The following is a 17,484-nucleotide window of genomic DNA, read 5'->3' as shown; positions in this document are numbered from 1 at the left end:
AGGCTCGTCAGAAGAGACGTGCACCGCTGGCAGGAAGCCAGGTCTGACGTGGTGAAGCGGATTGTCGCGGTCGCATGCGCGGCGTTGACGGTGAAGCATCAAGCGTTGTCCGCAAATGCCATTAGCCCGGCTGAGGGCCGGGCTTGGCAGAAGCTTGCAGCGAACGTCTGTGTATTAGTACAGACGTACGGCGCGGCGCTGTTCGCGCTGAACTTTCTTGGCGTGACGCTTAACAGCAGCAGCTGCTTTGCGCTTACGCTCGGAAGTCGGCTTCTCGTAAAATTCGCGGCTACGAACTTCAGCCAGAACACCGGCTTTTTCGCAGGAGCGCTTGAAACGACGCAGAGCTACGTCGAAGGGTTCGTTCTCTTTAACTTTGACGGCTGGCATCCAGAGCTACCTTCATTCATTACCGGGGTCAACGTTCTCGTCGCAAAAATCGCGGCTGAGGTCGTCGGTTTTTAAGGGTTGCGGATGTTAACCCCTCATCGCTCGGAATGCAAAGCCTCTGATCGAAAACCGCTGGTCGGCTGAGGGAGTGGCGACTATTATGCGCGCCTTCGAAATTAGCCTCTACAAGGCGCAAACCCATGCTAGTACTGGGATTAGAAACTTCCTGCGACGAAACCGGCGTCGCGCTTTATGACAGTGAACGTGGCCTGCTGGCCGACGCGCTGTTCAGTCAGATCGACCTGCATCGGGCCTATGGTGGCGTGGTGCCGGAGCTGGCCTCTCGCGATCACGTCAAGCGTATGCTGCCCCTGATTCGTCAGGTTCTGGCCGAGGCGGACTGTGTGCCGACCGAAATCGATGCCATTGCCTATACCGCGGGCCCCGGCTTGGTCGGCGCCCTTCTGGTGGGCGCCTCTTGCGCGCAGGCGCTGGCCTTCGCCTGGGGTATCCCGGCGCTGGGTGTGCACCATATGGAAGGCCATTTGCTGGCCCCTATGCTGGAAGAACAACCGCCGGAATTTCCGTTCGTCGCTTTGCTGGTTTCCGGCGGCCATACGCAACTGGTGCGGGTCGATGGCATCGGCCAATACGAGCTGATGGGTGAAACCCTGGATGATGCAGCCGGTGAGGCCTTCGACAAGACAGCGAAGATGATCGGCCTGAATTATCCGGGCGGTCCGGAAATCGCTCGCCTGGCCGCACAAGGCGTGGCCGGGCGCTTTGTCTTCCCGCGGCCGATGACCGATCGTCCGGGGCTGGATTTCAGCTTCAGTGGCTTGAAAACCTTTGCCCTGAACACCTGGCAACAATGCGTCAGCGCTGGGGACGACGGCGAGCAAACCCGTTGCGACATCTCGCTCGCCTTCCAGCAGGCGGTGGTGGAAACTCTGACCATCAAATGCAAGCGAGCCTTGAAGCAGGCGGGACTCAAACGTCTGGTAATCGCTGGCGGCGTTAGCGCCAACAAGGCTCTGCGTGCGTCGCTGGAGAAAATGCTCGGCGAGATGAAGGGGAGCGTGTTTTACGCCCGTCCTGAGTTCTGCACCGACAACGGCGCGATGATTGCGTTTGCCGGTTGCCAGCGCTTGCAGGCAGGTCAGCAGGAAAGCCTGGCGATCAGTGTGCAGGCGCGTTGGCCGATGGAGCAGTTGTCGCCGTTGTGAGTCGGGATCTACCCGACCTGAGCCCGGTTCATCTTCAGGATTCAGAAATGCCGTTCGCGCCCGGCAAACAGGTCGCGTAGATTGCCGCGGTGGCGCCAGACGATGAGCAGTGTGAGCACGCTCATCGGCAGCAGCGCCGCCGGTGCCTGCCAGGCCAGCAATGGCAAGGTCAGGGGCGTGGCGATCAGGGCCGCCAGCGAGCTGGTGCGGGTCAGGTAAAAGGTCAGTAGCCAGGCGGTGATGGCCAGGAGCGCCGCTGGCGGGTAAAGCCCCAGCAGCATCCCGGCGGCGGTGGCGACACCCTTGCCGCCGCGAAAGCGGAAGTACACCGGGAACAGATGGCCCAGTACGGCGTAGAGCCCGATCCAGGCCTGTTGTTGGAGCGAAAGGCCTGCGAGACTGGCGATCAGCACGGGCAATAGCCCTTTGAGCAGATCGCCGAGCAAGGTCAGTACCGCAAGTTTCTTGCCGGCCAGGCGCAGCATGTTGGTGGCGCCGGCATTGCCCGAGCCACTCATTCGCGGATCGGGTGTACCGGTCAGGCGGCTGAGCAAGATGGCGAAGGACAGCGAGCCGAGCAGGTAGGCGAAGATCGCCAGTAACCAAAACATGCTAACTATTCCGGGCGAGGACGCCCTGATTCTAACGGCGCATTGCGCCCTTGTCGTGCTGCGGAGAAGAGTGCTTGGACAGAGTGTTTATCGAGGGCCTGGAAGTCGACACGGTGATCGGTGCCTACGACTGGGAGCGAGGCATCCGGCAGTGCCTGCGCCTTGACCTGAGCTTCGCCTGGGATAACCGCCCGGCCGCCGCCGGTGACGACCTGACCCTGGCGCTCGACTATGCCAGCGTGTCTTCGCGGATCCAGGCGTTTGCCGAACAGGCGCAGTTCCAGCTGGTGGAGACTTTTGCCGAGCGTCTGGCTGAAGTCCTCATGGCCGAATTCCATATCCCCTGGTTGCACCTCAAGCTGACCAAACCCGGTGCTGTCGCGGCCGCCAAAGGTGTTGGCGTGGAGATCGAGCGCGGATGTCGCTAACTCAGGTATTTCTTGGGCTCGGCAGCAATATCGAGCGCGAAACCCATCTGCTGGCCGGGCTCGATGCCCTGGCGGGCTTCCTGCTGGATATGCGCTGCTCGGCGGTGTTCGAAAGCCAGCCGGTGGGGATCAAGAGCGGGCCGTTCTTCAATCTGGTGGTCTCGGGTTTTACCGATCTGCCGCTGATGGAACTGGACCGTCGGTTGAAGTTCATCGAAGCGGACAATGGTCGTTATGCCCCGGACCGCAAAGGTTTGCCGCTGGATATCGATGTGCTGCTGTACGGCGATCTGGTGGGCAATTTCGACGGTTTGATCCTGCCGCGTGCAGAGATTCTGAAGAACGCCTTTGTGCTTTGGCCCTTGTCGCTGATGGCTCCGGAGCGGGTTCATCCGCTGGCGGGGCAGGACTTCGCTACCCTCTGGCGTGAGGCCCGGATCGACCAGGTACTGGCGCCCGTGGCATTCGAGTGGCGAGGTATACAGCTGACGCCGCCGGAGCTGGGATAGCCCTGGCTGGCGCAGCTCTGGCCGACTGCGATCGGCTGGCGAGCAAGCTGGCTCCTATGGAGGCGCTTGCTCGTGATGTTTCTTACTGCGAGTACTGTTCCTTGTAGGCCTTCAGCGCCTTCAGTCGTTCCCGTTTCAGCGCCTCCCCCAGCTCCGGCCCCTTGAATCCCTGCTCCAGCAGCGGCTGTACCGCTACCGTTCGCGCCGCCGTAGCCGCGCCGCGCAGATAGTCCGCCTGGGGATAGGCGCGCTCCTCCAGGCCGAGACGGCCGCGGGCATCCATTTCGCAGGCGGCGATAAACTCCTCGAAACGCTGTGGCCGCCGGTACACGTCAAAGTTCTGCAGCAGCTCCGCCAGTGTCGAAGGTTTCAGTTCGAGGGCTCGATGGCCATGGGTGTGGTATTGGCCCGCCAGCAGCGCCAGTTCCTGGCAGTCGCGTGGCGCCTTGAAGCGCTCATTGACCTGCTTGATCAGCTTCAGGCCCTTGTGTTCATGTGCGATGTGTTGTGGCCATTCACTTTGCGGTGTCAGGCCCTTGCCCAGGTCGTGCAACAGGCACGCCCAGCGCACGCTCAATGGCTGCTTGTGCAGTGCCGCCTGCTCGAGAACGCTCAGTGTATGCACACCGCTGTCGATCTCCGGATGATGGGCGGCGGGTTGCGGGACGCCGAACAGCGCCTCCACCTCAGGCATCAGGACCTTGAGCGCGCCACAGTCGCGCAGTACCTGGATGAACACTTGGGGGTGATCTTCCATCAGTGCGCGGGAGATTTCCTTCCAGCTGCGTTCCGGCGTCAGGGCTTCCAGCTCGCCTGATTCGCTGAGCTGGCGCATCAGTTCGAGGGTGTCAGGCGCCACCCGGAAGCCGAGCCCGGCGTAGCGAGCAGCAAAGCGCGCAACGCGCAGGACGCGCAGTGGATCTTCGGCGAATGCTGGGGAAACATGGCGCAGCAGGCGGTTTTCCAGGTCCTGCTGGCCGTGATATGGGTCCGTCAGAACGCCCTGGTCGTCTTCCGCCATGGCATTGATCGTCAGGTCGCGGCGGATCAGGTCTTCTTCGAGAGTGACCTCGGGGCTGGCGTGAAAGGTAAAGCCGCCATAGCCACGACCGCTCTTGCGTTCGGTGCGGGCCAGGGCGTATTCCTCGCTGCTCTTGGGGTGAAGAAAGACCGGAAAGTCCGAACCTACCGGGCGAAAACCCTTGGCGAGCATTTCTTCGGCCGTGGCGCCGACTACCACCCAGTCGATGTCGGTTACCGGTTTGCCCAGCAGGCGATCGCGTACCGCACCGCCGACCTTGTAAATCTGCATAAAAAACCTCCGTTAGCCCGACAGAATAACCCTTGCGCCGAGCTTTCGGAGGTTTGTCATGCGCTCAGAGGTGGATGACCGCCAGGTCCAGGCGGCCGTAGTCCCCTTCGTTGTGATCGCTTCTTGGCGGTACGTGATGGGTTTTCATCACCTGGTCACCCTGCAGGGTCTCCAGGTGGATGTCGAACCCCCATAGCCGGTGTAGGTGCTTGAGGACCTCGTCGGTAGAGTCGCCCAATGGTTTGCGGTCGTGCTGTTGATGGCGCAGGGTCAGCGAGCGGTCGCCCCGCCTGTCGATGCTCCAGATCTGCACGTTAGGCTCGCGGTTGCCCAGGTTGTACTGGGCGGCGAGGGTTTCGCGGATGATCCGATAGCCGCTTTCGTCATGAATGGCCGGTACCAGCAGATCGTCTTTCTGGTCGTCGTCCAGGATGCTGAACAGCTTGAGGTCGCGGATGACCTTGGGTGACAGGTACTGCAGGATGAAGCTCTCGTCCTTGAAGCTGCTCATGGCGAACTTGATGCTGGAAAGCCAGTCGGTCCCGGCCAGTTCCGGGAACCAGCGGCGGTCCTCCTCGGTCGGTTCTTCGCAGATGCGCCGGATATCGCGGTACATGGCGAAACCCAGGGTGTAGGGGTTGATACCGTTGTAGTAGGGGCTGTCGAAGCCAGGCTGGAAGACCACGCTGGTGTGGGAGGCGAGGAATTCCATCATGAAGCCATCGGTCACCAGGCCTTCGTCATACAGGTCGTTCATCAGGGTGTAGTGCCAGAACGTTGCCCAGCCTTCGTTCATCACCTGGGTCTGGCGTTGCGGGTAGAAGTATTGGGCGATCTTGCGCACGATCCGCACGATTTCCCGTTGCCACGGCTCCAGCAGCGGCGCGTGTTTCTCGATGAAATACAGGATGTTCTCCTGCGGTTCGGCAGGGAAGCGCGCGTTGTCCTTGTCGCTGAACTTGTCCGTGCCTTTGGGGATGGTGCGCCACAGGTCGTTGATCTGTTTCTGCAGATGTTCTTCCCGGTCCTTTTGCCGGCGCCGTTCTTCTTCCGCGGAAATCGGATAAGGACGTTTGTAGCGGTCCACTCCGTAGTTCATCAGGGCATGGCAGGAGTCCAGCAGGTCTTCCACGGCATCGATGCCGTGGCGCTCTTCGCACTGCATGATGTACTGCTTGGCGAACACCAGGTAATCGATGATCGAGCTGGCATCCGTCCAGGTACGGAACAGATAGTTGCCCTTGAAGAAGCTGTTATGGCCGTAGCAGGCGTGGGCCACCACCAGTGCCTGCATGCAGATGGTGTTTTCTTCCATCAGGTAGGCGATGCAGGGGTCAGAGTTGATCACGATCTCGTAGGCCAGCCCCATCTGGCCGCGGCTGTAGGACTTTTCGGTGCTAAGGAAATGCTTGCCATAAGACCAATGGTGATAACCCAGGGGCATGCCGACAGAGGCGTAGGCATCCATCATCTGTTCGGCGGTGATCACTTCGATCTGGTTGGGATAGGTATCCAGGGCGTAGCGCGCCGCGATACGGCTGATTTCGCGGTCGTAGGCCTGGATCAGCTCGAACGTCCATTCCGAACCGGTGGAGATAGGCTGGCGTTTCTGCTCTCTGGCGGTCATGTCACTAACCTGCGCTGGAAGAGTTCACGGAAGACCGGATAGATATCTCCGGCCGAGACCAGTTGCTGCTGGGCGAAAGTATCGGAAAAGGCTTCGGCGATGCGCTCGTATTCGAACCACAGAGCCTGATGTTCGCGCGGGGTAATCTCCACGTAAGTGTAGTACTGCACGAAGGGCATGATCTGGTTGATCAGGATATCGCGGCAGATTGGCGAGTCGTCGTTCCAGTTGTCGCCGTCGGAAGCCTGGGCGGCGTAGATGTTCCACTCGTTGCTCGGATAACGCTCGACCATGATCTCCTGCATCAGCTTCAGCGCGCTCGAGACGATGGTGCCGCCGGTTTCCCGGGAGTAGAAGAACTCCTCTTCGTCCACCTCACGCGCGCTGGTGTGGTGACGGATGAACACCACGTCGATCTTGTCGTAGTTACGCTTGAGAAACAGGTACAGAAGGATGAAGAAACGCTTGGCGATGTCCTTGGTGGCCTGGGTCATGGAGCCAGAAACATCCATCAGGCAAAACATCACGGCCTTGGAGCTGGGGTTGGGCTGTTTGACCAGCAGGTTGTACTTGAGGTCGAAGGTGTCGAGAAACGGCACCCGATGGATACGGGCGCTGAGACGCTCGATTTCTGCTTCCATTTCCTGAATATCGCCGAAGTTGTCCGGTTCTTCGCGTTTCAGGCGTTCAAGTTGCTCTTTGACTTCGCGTAGTTTTGCCCGGCTGCTGCCGGACAGGGCGATGCGCCGGGCGTGGGCCGAGCGCAGGGTCCGAATGATGTTGATGCGCGAGGGATTGCCCTCGTTGCTGATCCCGGCCCGGACGGTCTTGAAGGTGTCGGTCCCGGTCAGGTTGCGCTTGACCAGGTTCGGCAGTTCCAGGTCCTCGAACATGAACTCGAGGAACTCCTCCTGGGTAATCTGGAAAACGAACTCGTCCATGCCTTCGCCGGAATTGCCCGCCTTGCCCCGGCCGCCCCCGCCGCCCCCGCCTTGAGGGCGTGCGATGTGCTCGCCGGCCGTGAACTCCTTGTTTCCCGGGTGCACCACGGTCTGTTTGCCGCCGCGCCCATGATGGAGCACGGGTTCATCGATATCCCGGCCTGGGATGCTGATTTGTTCGCCATGCTCCATGTCAGTGATGGAACGGCGGCTGACCGCCTCTTCGACGGCCTTCTTGATGTGGTCACGATAGCGCCGCAGAAACCGCTGGCGGTTTACCGTGCTTTTGTTCTTGCCATTGAGACGTCGGTCGATCACATAACTCATGACTGCTCCTTAGAAGCGGTCTTGAAGCTCGCAAGCGGCCCGGACGGGGAGAGGGGGCGGTAAGTTTGTCTTGCCGCCGGTACTCTGCCCGAGCCTCGCTGCGAACGTTCAAACGCGCTTCCTGAAGCCTGTGTAGCAGAAATCGCTGAGACAGGCTCCTGGCTAACGACAACCGGTGCAACCGGCGGGTTACTGCGATTTTCTGACCCGCAGATACCACTCGGACAGCAGTCGTACCTGTTTGTCGGTGTAGCCGCGCTCGACCATTCGGGTAACAAAGTCGTTGTGTTTCTGTTGATCCTCTTTGCTGGCCTTGGCATTGAAGCTGATGACCGGGAGCAGGTCCTCGGTGTTGGAGAACATTTTCTTCTCGATGACCACCCGCAGTTTTTCGTAGCTGAGCCAGGTTGGGTTCTTGCCATTGTTGTTGGCTCGGGCCCGCAGTACGAAATTGACGATTTCGTTGCGGAAGTCCTTCGGATTGCTGATGCCGGCCGGTTTCTCGATTTTCTCCAGCTCTTCGTTGAGCGCGACCCGATTGAGGATCTCGCCGGTCTCCGGATCGCGGTATTCCTGATCCTGAATCCAGAAGTCCGCATACAGCACATAGCGGTCGAAGATGTTCTGGCCGTATTCGCTGTAGGACTCCAGGTACGCGGTCTGGATTTCCTTGCCGATGAACTCGATGTAGCGCGGAGCCAGGTATTCCTTCAGGAAGCGCAGGTAGCGTTCGCGGGTTTCCGCCTGGAATTGCTCCTGTTCGATCTGCTGTTCGAGCACGTAGAGCAGGTGCACCGGGTTGGCCGCGATCTCATGGGGATCGAAGTTGAAGACTTTCGACAGGATCTTGAAGGCGAAGCGGGTCGACAGACCGTTCATGCCCTCGTCCACGCCGGCGGCGTCACGGTATTCCTGAATCGACTTGGCTTTCGGATCGGTGTCCTTGAGGTTCTCGCCGTCGTAGACGCGCATTTTCGAGTAGATGTTCGAGTTCTCCGGCTCTTTGAGGCGTGAGAGCACGGTGAACTGAGCGAGCATTTTCAGGGTGTCGGGAGCGCAATGCGCCTTGGACAGGGAGCTGTTGAACAACAGTTTGTCGTAGATTTTGACTTCGTCGCTGACCCGCAGGCAGTAAGGGACTTTGACGATATAGATCCGGTCGATGAAGGCTTCGTTGTTCTTGTTGTTACGGAAGGTGTGCCATTCCGATTCGTTGGAGTGAGCCAGCAGGATGCCGGTGAAGGGGATCGCGCCCAGCCCCTCGGTGCTGTTGTAGTTGCCTTCCTGGGTGGCCGTCAGCAATGGGTGCAGCACCTTGATCGGTGCCTTGAACATTTCGACGAACTCCATCAGGCCCTGGTTGGCCCGGCACAGTGCGCCCGAATAGCTATAGGCGTCGGCGTCGTTCTGCGGGAACTCCTCCAGCTTGCGAATATCGACCTTGCCCACCAGGGCGGAAATGTCCTGGTTGTTCTCGTCCCCAGGTTCGGTCTTGGCAACCGCGATCTGGTTGAGGATCGAGGGATAGAGCTTGACCACCCGGAACTGGCTGATATCGCCGCCGAACTCGGACAGGCGCTTGGTAGCCCAGGGCGACATGATGGTGTTCAGGTAACGCCGTGGGATGCCGAAGTCTTCTTCGAGGATTGCGCCATCTTCCGTGGCGTTGAACAACCCGAGAGGCGACTCGAATACCGGGGAGCCCTTGATGGCGTAGAAGGGTACCTTCTCGATCAGTTGTTTGAGTTTCTCGGCCAGGGATGATTTACCGCCACCGACGGGACCGAGGAGGTAGAGGATCTGTTTCTTCTCTTCCAGGCCCTGAGCGGCATGACGGAAGTAGGAGACGATCTGGTCGATGCATTCTTCCATTCCATGGAAGTCCTCAAAGGCCGGATAGCGACGGATCACTTTGTTGGAGAAGATCCGTGACAGTCTCGAATTGGTCGATGTGTCCAGCAGCTCTGGTTCACCGATAGCCAGAAGCAGGCGTTCAGCGGCCGACGCGTAGGCGCTACGGTCCTTTTTGCAGAGCTCCAGGTACTCCTGTAACGAGAACTCTTCCTGGCGTGTGGATTCGAAGCGTTGTTGGAAGTGGCTAAAAATACTCATGACGTCACCTCGCTCGATACGTGGAGCCGACGCCGGATCAGTCAGTCAAGTGCTGGCATGCAACCGGGAATCCGGCTGCTATTTACCCCCCAGAACACTTTCAAAGCTATCGACCTTGAAAGCTAGTACCGATGACCCGCACGCCGGTGTACCGGCTCTCCCCTGATTGGATGGCCTGAGGCTAAGGATAGTTCGGAATCGGGGAGATAAAGGTGGAATACGCAATTTGTTCAAGTGACCGTTCGTCGGTCGAGGCGCCAGCCCGCGAGTGACGCGGGCTGGAGCGCAGAAAAAATTATTCGTGGCCACCCTGGGCAATTTCCGCAGGGTAGGTGGTCCGCCACAATTCGAAACCACCGTCCAGGCTGTAGACGTCGGAGAACCCCTGGCTGATCAGGTAGGCCGCCGCGCTTTGGCTGGAGTTGCCGTGATAGCAGACGACCACCAGCGGGGCGTCGAGATCGGCATTGCGGATGAAGTCGGAGATGGAGTGGTTGTCCAGATGCAGGGAGCCGCTGATGTGGTTCAAGGCAAAGGTCTGCGGATCGCGGATATCGACCACCACGGCGCCTTGCTCGCGCAGTGCCTGGGCCTGTTCTGGGGGGATGCGTTTGAATTCGCTCATGGCGGGTTCCTGGGCCTGGTGGCAAGCGCCGTCTAGCGCTTGGCGGTGATTGGCATGGGTTCAGGGGAAGGTTGATTGGCCTGGGGCTTGATGTGGCCGTGGGTGTCGCATTCACACCCGAGGCGTTGGCCGGTGTCGACGTTCAGCAGGGTCAGGGCGCCGCCCCAGACGCAGCCAGTGTCCAGGGCGACGACGCCGGGCTGGTTGCAGTTGCCTTCGAGGGCGGCCCAGTGACCGAAGATGATTTTCACGTCCCGGGTCTTGCGTTCCTTGTGCTCGAACCATGGGGCGTAACCCGGTGGGGCGGTGTCCGGCCCTTCCTTGCCCTTGAGGTCGAGCTTGCCGTCGCTGGTGCAGAAACGCATGCGAGTGAAATAGTTGGTGATCACCCGCAGACGGGTCACGCCTTTGAGCTCGTTGTCCCATTTTATCGGATCGTTGCCGTACATACCGTCCAGATAGGGCTCGAAGCGGTTGTCGTCACGCAGCGCCTCTTCGACTTCGGTGGCGTACTTGAGGGCCTTTTTCAGCGACCACTGTGGCGGTATCCCCGCGTGAACCAGGGCGACGTTGCGCTGTTCGTCATAGTGCATCAGCTTTTGCTGGCGCAGCCACTGGAGCAATTCCTCGCAATCCGGCGCGTTGAGGATCTCGCTCAGGGTATCGGCTTTCTTCAGGCGTTCGATATTGCGCCAGACGGCCAGCAGGTGCAGGTCGTGATTGCCCAGCACGCATACCAGGGAATCGCGCATGGCATACAGAAAGCGTAGGGTTTCCAGCGACTGTGGGCCGCGGTTGACCAGATCGCCGACCAGCCACAGGCGATCCCTGGCCGGGTCGAAAGAGACTTTTTCAAGCAGGCACTGCAACGGCCCCAGGCAGCCTTGCAGGTCACCGACGGCATAAGTCGTCATCAGTGCAGGGCTCCGGGCACGGCCAGACGGAAGGGGGCGATGATGGCGTCGAAGTGTTTGCCGTCTTCGGCGAGCATCTGATAGCTGCCCTGCATATTGCCGACGCGTGTGGTCATGACCGTACCACTGCTGTAGGTGTGGCTTTTTCCTACGGCGATCAGCGGTTGCTGGCCGACGACACCGGCACCGCGAACCTCCTCGACGTGCCCGTCGCCATCGGTGATTACCCAGTGCCGCGAGAGCAATTTGGCGGGCAGCAAGCCATTGTTCTGTACGGTGATGGTGTAGGCGAAGGCAAAGCGGTTCTGCTCGGGTTGCGACTGTTCTGCGAGAAAGCGGGTGACGACGCTGACGTCGATCTGATAGCGAGGATCGGACATGCAAGGGGCCTTAAAACGAAGCGGGACGCGGGACAAAGCTGATGGAGGTCAGTCTAGGCCAAGTATCGGGTAGTAAGCCAGACATGGCGCCTGGCGTCTTACCCGATAACGTTGGCGGCGTGTCAGCTGGCGCTGGCGGTGTCCGCGGCTTGTTCGCTGAGCTTGTCGGCCAGGCGAACGAAGGCTGCCAGGTCCAGTTGCTCCGGACGCAGGCTGCCATCGACGCCGGCGGCTTCGATCTCGGCGCTGGAGAGCAGGGCCTTGAGGGTATTGCGCAGGGTCTTGCGGCGCTGGTTGAAGGCTTCGCGGACGATGCGCTCCAGCAGGCGATGATCCTTGGCCGGGTGAGGCAGTACCGTATGTGGCACCAGGCGGACGATCGCCGAGTCGACTTTCGGTGGCGGATTGAATGCGCCAGGGCCGACATTGAACAGATGCTCCACGCGGCAGTGGTACTGGACCATGATCGACAGGCGGCCCCAGTCACCACCGCCCGGGCCCGCGGCGAGGCGCTCGACCACTTCTTTCTGCAGCATGAAGTGCATGTCGCGGATCAGCCCGGCGTTTTGCAGCAGGTGAAAGATCAGCGGGGTGGAGATGTTGTAGGGCAGGTTGCCGACCACGCGCAGGCTGCCGGGCGCGGCATTCAGGCTGTTGAAGTCGAACTTCAGAGCGTCGCCCTGGTGCAGGCTGAAATTGTCCCGGCCTGCGAACTGCTGGTTGAGGATCGGCACCAGGTCCTTGTCCAGCTCGACCACATCCAGTTGGGCGCCGCTGTTGAGCAGGCCCTCGGTCAGGGCGCCCTGGCCCGGGCCGATTTCCAGCATGCGGTCGCCGGACTTGGCATTGATGGAGCGCAGGATGCGGTCGATCACGCCGGCGTCATGCAGGAAGTTCTGGCCGAAGCGCTTGCGCGCCCGGTGCTGGTATTGCTCGGTCATAAACGGGTCTCGGCCATCTGGTAGGCGGTTTCCAGGGCGACTTTCAGGCTGCCGGTATCGATCTTGCCGCTGCCAGCCAGATCCAGGGCAGTGCCGTGGTCGACCGAGGTGCGGATGATCGGCAGGCCCAGCGTCACGTTGACCGCGGCGCCGAAGCCTTTGTATTTCAGCACGGGCAGCCCTTGGTCATGGTACATCGCCAGCACTGCGTCGCAGTGCTCCAGATATTTTGGGGTAAACAGAGTGTCGGCGGGCAGGGGGCCGCGCAGGTCCATGCCTTCGTTGCGCAGACGCTCCAGGGTGGGTTCGATAATATCGATTTCTTCATGGCCCAGATGTCCGCCTTCGCCGGCATGCGGGTTGAGCCCGCAGACCAGGATACGTGGCTGGGCGATGCCGAATTTGTTGCGCAGGTCCGCATGCAGAATACGTGTAACCCGCTCCAGGCGCTCCGGGGTAATGGCGTCGGCGATGTCCCGCAGGGGCAGGTGAGTGGTCACCAGTGCGACGCGAAGGCCATGGGTGGCCAGCATCATTACTACCTGTTCGGTGTGCGTCAGGTCGGCGAGAAACTCGGTATGGCCGGAAAAGGCGATGCCGGATTCGTTGATCACACCCTTGTGCACCGGGGCGGTAATCATGCCGTCGAAATGCCCGTCCAGGCAGCCTTGGCCGGCCCGGGTCAGGGTTTCCAGGACGAATGCGGCGTTGGCCTTGTCCAGCTGACCAGCGACGACCTTGGCCGACAGCGGGGTATCCCAGACATAAAGGCTACCGGCGGCGGCCGGCTGGTTCGGCCAATTGTCGGGGCCGACCGTAATCAGGCTGACGGCCACACCCAGCTGCGCGGCCCGCTCGGTAAGCAGGTCGCGGCTGGTGATGGCGATCAGGGGGTGTGGCTGTTGTTGCGAGGCGAGCAACAGGCACAGGTCGGGACCTATGCCGGCTGGCTCGCCGGGGGTGAGCGCGAAACGCTTGGGTTTCACTGTGCCGCCTGGTCAGCGCCAGGAAGTTTGATCTCGACGTAGGCTTCGTCGCGAATCTGGCGCAGCCAGGTTTGCAGCTCTTCGTCGTATTTGCGGTTGCGCAGCACAGTCATCGCTTGTTGTTCGCGAGCCTGGGTAGTGCTGTCGGTGGCGCGGCGGCCAAGGACTTCCAGTACGTGCCAGCCATAAGGGCTCTGGAACGGCTTGGACAGCTGACCTTGCGGGGTCTTGGCCATTACGTCGCGGAACTCGGGTACCAGGGCGTTCGGGTCGATCCAGCTGAGGTCGCCGCCGTTGAGGGCGGAACCCGGATCTTCCGAGTAGCTTTTCGCCAGTTCGGCAAAGTCTTCGCCGGCTTCGATGCGCTCATAGAGCTTCTGGGCCAGGCGTTTGGTTTCTTCTTCGCTGCGAATTTCACTTGGCTTGATCAGGATGTGACGGACATGCACTTCGTCACGCATCTGATTGCCGCCGCCGCGTTTTTCCAACAGCTTCAGGATGATGAAACCGCCTGGCGTACGGGCTGGCTGGGTGATATCGCCCACTGCCATGGCGCTCAGTTCGCGGTCGAACGGAGGGGGCAGTTGAGCGGCTTTACGCCAACCCATGTCGCCGCCTTCCAGGGCGTTGTCGCTACCCGAGCGGGCGATGGCCAACTGAGCGAAGTCGGCGCCTTGCTTGAGCTGCTGATAGATATCCATGGCCTGGCGCGCGGCGCTCTGAATCGCTTCGGAGTTGGCGCTTTCTGGGGTTGGAATCAGGATATTGGCCAGGTGCAGCTCTTCGGACAGCTGCATTTTGCCCAGGTCGGAGGCGAGGAAGTTCTTCACTTCCTGCTCGGAGACCTGAATGCGCTCGGCAACACGGCGCTGGCGCACACGGCTGATGATCATCTCGCGGCGGATCTGCTCACGGGCGTCCTGATAGGACAGGCCATCACGAGCCAGGGCGGCGCGGAACTGATCGGGCGTCATGTTGTTGCGTTGGGCGATGGTGCCGACAGCCTGGTTCAGCTCTTCATCGGTAATGCGGATGCCGGAGCGCTCGCCGATCTGCAGTTGCAGGTTTTCGACGATCAGGCGTTCCAGTACCTGCTGGTTCAGGACCTCGGCGGGAGGCATGCCGCCGCCGCGCTTGGCGATGGTTTGCTGAACTTCGTGAACCCGTTGGTCCAGCTGGCTCTGCATGACCACATCGTTATCGACGATGGCCACCACTTTGTCGATGGGTTGTACCGCGGCGCTCGCCGCGGTACCCAGGAACAACGCGCCCAGCATCAGCGGGCGCAGACAATCAGAAAGCTTGGTCTTCACGTTCACGGTAACCTTGAATGCCTTTGTCGAGGAAGCTCTCTACCTTGGCGCCGGTCAGGCCGCCGAGTCCTTTCAGGACGATTTGGAGGAAGATGCCATGGTCGCCTTTCTCGTTCTGCGGGGCGTCTTGACTGAGTTCGTCATACTTGACCCAGTAACGGTTGATCAGGCGCAGTTTCCAGCAGCAGTTGTCGTATTCGAAACCACCGAAGGCATCGAGGGTACGGTTGCGGTTGTAGTCGTACTGCCAGCGGCTGATCAGGTTCCATTGCGGCACGATCGGCCAGATCACCGAGAAGTCGTGCTGCTTGATCTTGTAATAGTCCTTCACGTAGCCAGGAGTGCCAGGAGTGCCGTAGTCACCGCCACCCACCGACCATTTACCCGTGGACTGGTCGTAACGAACCAGGTCGTTGCGATAACGATAACCGGCGTTGATAACCTTGTTCGGGTTGTCTTCCGGCTGGTAGTGGAACATCGCACTGCCGGAGCGCGGGCTGTGGCTGTCCGGATCCCAGTTATAGTCGGCAGTAGTACGCCAGTCGCGGTTCCAGCGGTACTCGTATTCCAGCGCATAAGGCGAAACATTGGAGTGTGCGTCATCGCGGGTCTTCGCATCGATACCCGGCAACTGGACTTCGCGGTCCTTGAAGTACAAGGCCTGGCCGATACTGATGCGTTGACGTTCAAAGCCGTTTTCTTCGATCCAGCGGTTGGTGACGCCGAGAGACAGTTTGTTCTCGTCGCCTACGCGGTCGGAGCCGGTGAAACGGTTATCACGGAACAGCGACGAGTAGTTGAAAGTAGACTCGCTGGTATCGAATACCGGGATGTCGCTCTGGTCTTTCTCCGGTACGTAGAGATAGTAGAGGCGCGGTTCCAGGGTCTGGCGATAGTTTTTGCCGAACCATTGGGTGTTGCGGTCGAAGTACAAGCCGCTGTCGATGCTGGCAATAGGCACGCCACGGTTCTGGTTGCTGCTGTAAGTACCGTCAAGACGGTTCTGCTCCGCAGTCTGTGCAGCAACCTGGCTCTTGCCAATACTGTCCAGATCCAGATCGTACTGGGTGTATTGATACTTGAGGGACGGCTTCAGGAAGCCATAGGTCCAGTTAAGCGGAAGGCTTACAGACGGTGCAAGATTCAGGCGATTGCCATTGGCACGCGCCAGACCTTGAATGTTGCGGTCGAGTCTCGGTGCACCGACACCATTCTCATCAAAAAACGTACCGTTCTGCAGGTCGCGATCAAAGCGAACAATCTCGGTTTCGTACTTGAAATCCAGACCGCCCGGATGTTGCGGCAGGAAACCATTCAAGGTGATTTGCGGCAGACGGTTGTAAGGCGTGATATTGGAAACCGTGGCCAGTTCATAAGCCTGTGCATTGAGTCGCGCGGTATAGGTATCACCGCGATAGGTCACTGCACCCTGCTGGTTCACGAAGTCTCGGCTTTCCACACCAATCTGGTCGGTCTGCAGATCCTGGAAGTAGTACGGATCGCTGATCTTGGTGTAGTCGACCTCGGTCATCAGACGCGAATCGAGCCCGCCCTTGTGCTGCCAGTTGTACATGTAGCGGGTTTTTTCGTAGTCCGACTGCAGCTTGCGGTCGTCGTTTTCGTCATTGAGGTACGCCGCGCCGAACTGACCTTCGCTGGACTTGGTCAGGTAGCGGAATTCGCCTTCCATCAACAGGCCGCGCTTGCTCATGTAGCGCGGATACAACGTGGCGTCGTAGTTCGGCGCCAGGTTGAAGTAGTACGGGGTGACCAGCATGAAGCCGGTATCGCTGCCGCTGCCGATGGTCGGCGGCAGGAAGCCGGACTGGCGACGGTCGTCGATCGGGAAATAGATGTATGGCGTGTACAGGACCGGAATGTCCTTGACGCGCAACGTCACGTTGGTCGCGGTGCCGAAGCCGGTCGCCGGGTTCAGGGTGATGTTGTTGCCCTTGAGCTGCCAGGCGTTGCTGCTCGGTTCGCACGTAGTGTACGTGCCGTCCTTGAGACGAATGATCGCGTTCTCGGCACGCTTGGCGTACAGCGCGTTACCGCGGATGCGCGATTTGTGCATCACGTATTCGGCGTTGTCGACCTTGGCCTCGCCGGTGTCCAGTTGCACGTCGGCGTGATCGCCAACCATGAGGGTGCCGTTGTCGCGCAGGCGGACGTTGCCGCTCAGTTCGCCACGGTTCTCAGCCTGGTACAGGTTGGCCTCGTCGGCCTCGACCTGCATGCTGCCCTGGCGCATGACCACGTCACCGGCCAGGGTAGCGATCTGTTGCTCCTGCTGATAACGCGAAGCCTTGGCGCCGATAAAGGTCGGGGCGTCACTTTTATTCGTCTTGTCATTCATGCCAGGACGAATCGGTTCGATATAAGCACCAGCGCAGTAAGGACCGGTCTCGGCCAACTGGGCGGCGGTCAGCTTCTCGCGCGGAACCCAGTCGAGGTGACTGTAGTCTTCGCTGCGGGACTTCAGGCCGCGGCCCTTGGACTCGGTAACCAGCATCGGCTTGGCACCGGTGTCTTCACGGGTTTCGCCGCCTTCGGCCGGTGTAGCGGTACTCGAACTGACCGCACTCGCATCATGCACGGGGCGCGGAGGCAGTTTAGCGGCGCTGGTTTTCGGCGCGCAGTCCCAGCCACCCGAAGCAGAGACTGAGCAGTCATACTGTTCTGCGGCGACCACGAACGAAGTGGCTAGGGGTTGCAGGGCCAGCAGACTGCCAGTAACCAACAACGGAAATTTTTTACGAAACGCGGGGGATTTCAATGCCATCTTATTAGTCCGGGCTTCCTGCGTGCCATCTGCCCGCGGTGTGGGCCGCACGCCTCTCGA

16 protein-coding genes are annotated in these 17,484 nt (G+C 60.1%); 3 read left to right on the top strand and 13 right to left on the bottom strand.

Translation table 11 applies throughout. The features are described from left to right. Positions 1-174: 174 nt before the first annotated feature. A complete protein-coding gene (gene rpsU / locus H0I86_RS28790) occupies positions 175-390 on the bottom strand; it encodes a 30S ribosomal protein S21 (protein ID WP_002551877.1) in 216 nt (71 codons plus the stop codon). 200 nt (positions 391-590) lie between these two features. Here rpsU and tsaD point away from each other — a divergent pair, with 200 nt between their 5' ends. Next, positions 591-1,616, top strand: a complete 1,026-nt coding sequence (gene tsaD, locus H0I86_RS28785; protein ID WP_180923026.1) for a tRNA (adenosine(37)-N6)-threonylcarbamoyltransferase complex transferase subunit TsaD — start codon at positions 591-593, stop codon at positions 1,614-1,616. A 41-nt stretch (positions 1,617-1,657) separates the two neighbouring features. On the opposite strand, the gene plsY is transcribed toward tsaD, so the two are convergent. After that, on the bottom strand, positions 1,658-2,227 hold the full coding sequence (gene plsY / locus H0I86_RS28780; protein ID WP_180923025.1) for a glycerol-3-phosphate 1-O-acyltransferase PlsY: 570 nt from the start codon (positions 2,225-2,227) through the stop codon (positions 1,658-1,660). A 74-nt stretch (positions 2,228-2,301) separates the two neighbouring features. Between plsY and folB the strand changes: the two genes are divergently transcribed. Continuing rightward, positions 2,302-2,655 (top strand): dihydroneopterin aldolase, encoded by a 354-nt coding sequence (gene folB / locus H0I86_RS28775; protein ID WP_180923024.1) that lies wholly within the window; start codon positions 2,302-2,304, stop codon positions 2,653-2,655. Continuing rightward, positions 2,646-3,164, top strand: a complete 519-nt coding sequence (gene folK / locus H0I86_RS28770; protein ID WP_180923023.1) for a 2-amino-4-hydroxy-6-hydroxymethyldihydropteridine diphosphokinase — start codon at positions 2,646-2,648, stop codon at positions 3,162-3,164. The genes folB and folK overlap by 10 nt, the downstream gene beginning before the upstream one ends. Positions 3,165-3,246: 82 nt before the next feature. Here folK and H0I86_RS28765 read toward each other — a convergent pair whose 3' ends face one another. The 11 genes from H0I86_RS28765 to H0I86_RS28715 form a co-directional block, all read right to left on the bottom strand. Then, positions 3,247-4,476 carry a multifunctional CCA addition/repair protein gene (locus tag H0I86_RS28765; protein ID WP_180923022.1) on the bottom strand — a complete coding sequence of 410 codons (1,230 nt, stop codon included), beginning with the start codon at positions 4,474-4,476 and terminating at the stop codon, positions 3,247-3,249. Positions 4,477-4,540: 64 nt separating this feature from the next. Continuing rightward, the gene (locus tag H0I86_RS28760; protein ID WP_009051165.1) at positions 4,541-6,103 is read right to left on the bottom strand and encodes a SpoVR family protein; all 1,563 of its coding nucleotides are present in this window, start codon (positions 6,101-6,103) and stop codon (positions 4,541-4,543) included. Then, the gene (locus H0I86_RS28755) at positions 6,100-7,371 is read right to left on the bottom strand and encodes a YeaH/YhbH family protein (RefSeq protein ID WP_180923021.1); all 1,272 of its coding nucleotides are present in this window, start codon (positions 7,369-7,371) and stop codon (positions 6,100-6,102) included. Before H0I86_RS28755 ends, H0I86_RS28760 begins: the two co-directional genes overlap by 4 nt. 189 nt (positions 7,372-7,560) lie before the next feature. Then, positions 7,561-9,483, bottom strand: a complete 1,923-nt coding sequence (locus H0I86_RS28750) for a PrkA family serine protein kinase (protein ID WP_007926124.1) — start codon at positions 9,481-9,483, stop codon at positions 7,561-7,563. Positions 9,484-9,778: 295 nt separating this feature from the next. Then, on the bottom strand, positions 9,779-10,108 hold the full coding sequence (gene glpE, locus H0I86_RS28745; RefSeq protein ID WP_180923020.1) for a thiosulfate sulfurtransferase GlpE: 330 nt from the start codon (positions 10,106-10,108) through the stop codon (positions 9,779-9,781). Between the two features lie 32 nt (positions 10,109-10,140). Continuing rightward, positions 10,141-11,022: a symmetrical bis(5'-nucleosyl)-tetraphosphatase gene (locus tag H0I86_RS28740; RefSeq protein WP_180923019.1), complete on the bottom strand. Its 882-nt coding sequence runs from the start codon at positions 11,020-11,022 to the stop codon at positions 10,141-10,143. Continuing rightward, on the bottom strand, positions 11,022-11,402 hold the full coding sequence (gene apaG, locus H0I86_RS28735) for a Co2+/Mg2+ efflux facilitator ApaG/CorD (RefSeq protein WP_007926128.1): 381 nt from the start codon (positions 11,400-11,402) through the stop codon (positions 11,022-11,024). Before apaG ends, H0I86_RS28740 begins: the two co-directional genes overlap by 1 nt. Before the next feature lie 122 nt (positions 11,403-11,524). Continuing rightward, complete coding sequence (gene rsmA, locus H0I86_RS28730; RefSeq protein ID WP_053262877.1) at positions 11,525-12,343, bottom strand: 16S rRNA (adenine(1518)-N(6)/adenine(1519)-N(6))-dimethyltransferase RsmA; 819 nt, start codon at positions 12,341-12,343, stop codon at positions 11,525-11,527. Next, positions 12,340-13,329, bottom strand: coding sequence for a 4-hydroxythreonine-4-phosphate dehydrogenase PdxA (gene pdxA / locus H0I86_RS28725; RefSeq protein ID WP_180923018.1), 990 nt, complete (start codon positions 13,327-13,329; stop codon positions 12,340-12,342). Before pdxA ends, rsmA begins: the two co-directional genes overlap by 4 nt. After that, positions 13,326-14,642: a peptidylprolyl isomerase SurA gene (gene surA, locus H0I86_RS28720; RefSeq protein ID WP_180923017.1), complete on the bottom strand. Its 1,317-nt coding sequence runs from the start codon at positions 14,640-14,642 to the stop codon at positions 13,326-13,328. The genes pdxA and surA overlap by 4 nt, the downstream gene beginning before the upstream one ends. Continuing rightward, positions 14,623-17,424: an LPS-assembly protein LptD gene (locus H0I86_RS28715; RefSeq protein ID WP_180923016.1), complete on the bottom strand. Its 2,802-nt coding sequence runs from the start codon at positions 17,422-17,424 to the stop codon at positions 14,623-14,625. The genes surA and H0I86_RS28715 overlap by 20 nt, the downstream gene beginning before the upstream one ends. Positions 17,425-17,484: the final 60 nt, after the last annotated feature.

It is taken from the genome of Pseudomonas chlororaphis subsp. aurantiaca, assembly GCF_013466605.1.
Lineage (GTDB): Bacteria > Pseudomonadota > Gammaproteobacteria > Pseudomonadales > Pseudomonadaceae > Aquipseudomonas > Aquipseudomonas chlororaphis_I.
This window is presented reverse-complemented; position numbering and strand designations above follow the sequence as displayed.